General features: G+C 62.8%; 2 protein-coding genes. Both read right to left on the bottom strand.

What is annotated here, in order from left to right; translation table 11 throughout:
* Nucleotides 1-949: sugar ABC transporter permease (locus EN750_RS33540; RefSeq protein ID WP_145968165.1), on the bottom strand; the 949-nt coding region annotated here is incomplete at its 3' end.
* The coding region (locus EN750_RS33535; RefSeq protein ID WP_145968164.1) for a carbohydrate ABC transporter permease at nt 946-1,580 on the bottom strand (635 nt) is incomplete at its 5' end. The genes EN750_RS33535 and EN750_RS33540, both read right to left, overlap by 4 nt.

Raw genomic sequence — 1,580 nt, 5'->3', positions numbered from 1 at the left:
CCTCGCGTGGCCGCGCCATGCGCTTCATGGCAAACACCGCGACGATCGACAGCACGACCAGAATGGCCAGCGCGATCGCCGCCACATAGCCCCAGATCAAATCCTGAGTGGTGAGCTTGTAGATGTAGACCGAGATGGTTTCGGTGGCGACGCCGGGGCCACCTCCGGTCATGATGTAGAGCGTGTCGAAGATCTTGAAGTTCTCGATTACCCGGATCGCCAGCGCGATGATGATGATCGTCTTCATCTTCGGCAGCACGATGGTGACGAAGCGCTGCCACGGATTGGCGCCGAGCAGCGTCGCCGCCTTGATCTGGTCCTCCGGCACGCCGACCAGGCCGGCAAGCAGGATAAGGAACATCAGCGGCGTCCATTGCCAGATGTCGGCGACCATCACCGCAATCAGCGCCAGAGTCGGATCCGACAGCCAGGCGATGGTGACGGGAGATCCGGTGAGCGCCGACAAGATGTCGTTCACCGGCCCTCCCGACTGGAACAGCATGAAGAACATGTAGCCGGCCACCGCCGGCACCACCATCATCGGCATCAGCAGGATCGAATAGAAGGCGCGCTTGCCCGGGAAATCGTCGGCAAACAGCGTCGCCAGCGCTAGCCCCAGCAGGAATTCCGCCGGCACGCAGACGATCATGACAATGACCGTACGCTTCAGCGCGCTCCAGAAGCGCGCGTCGGCGGCGAGATCGGTGTAGTTGGCAAAGCTGTTCCACATCGACCAGGCGTTCCACCAGCCGGTGCCCGACAGGGGCGACCAGTCGGTGACGCTGATGTAGAGCTGCATCAACAGCGGGAAGGCCGAGATGAACAGCACCAGGATCTGCGCAGGCAGCGTCAGCCGGAAACCCAGCCTTGCGCCCTCATCGCGCGAAACCGGCTTTGCTCCGACGGCTTTCATCTCATCCTTGGACGTCATGGCAGTCACCGCGCTCATTGCTTGAGCGCCCCGAACGTCAACCCGCGCACCAGATGGCGTTGGATGGCGATGCCCATGATGACCGGCGGCACGGCCGCGATCAGGCCAAGCGCCGCCTTGGCGCCATAGAGCTGCCCCGTCATCGAGGAGGATAGCGAGGCCATGTAGACCGGGATCGTCACCCATTCGCGCGTCGTCAGAAGCAGCGCGATCAGATAGTCCGACCAGTTGAGGATGAAGACGAAGAGCGCGGCACTTGCGAGCGGCGCGCGCATCATCGGCAGCGTGATGCGGGTGAAGACGCGCAGCCGCGAACAGCCTTCGACAAGCGCTGCCTCCTCGATCTCGCGCGGCATGTCGTCGAAGAAGGTCTTCATCAGCCAGAAGGCGAACGGCAAGGTGACGATGCCGTAGATCAGCGCCAGGCCCCACCAGCTGTCGGTGAAGTTGAGGAAAGCCCACATGATCATCACCGGGATCATGACCGCCATCGGCGGAAAGATCCTGAGTTGGATCAGCGCCAGCGGCAGGTTCTGGCCGGAGCCGAAACGCGACAGCCCATAAGCCGCGGCTGTGCCCGCCGACATGGCGATCACCGTGCCGAAAACCGCCGACAGCAGCGATGCGAGGATCGGCTTCAGCGCGTTAC

The organism is Mesorhizobium sp. M7A.F.Ca.ET.027.03.2.1, assembly GCF_003999175.1.
Classification (GTDB): domain Bacteria; phylum Pseudomonadota; class Alphaproteobacteria; order Rhizobiales; family Rhizobiaceae; genus Mesorhizobium.
Note: the sequence above shows the minus strand (reverse complement) of the source record. Positions and strands in the feature narration are given on the sequence as shown.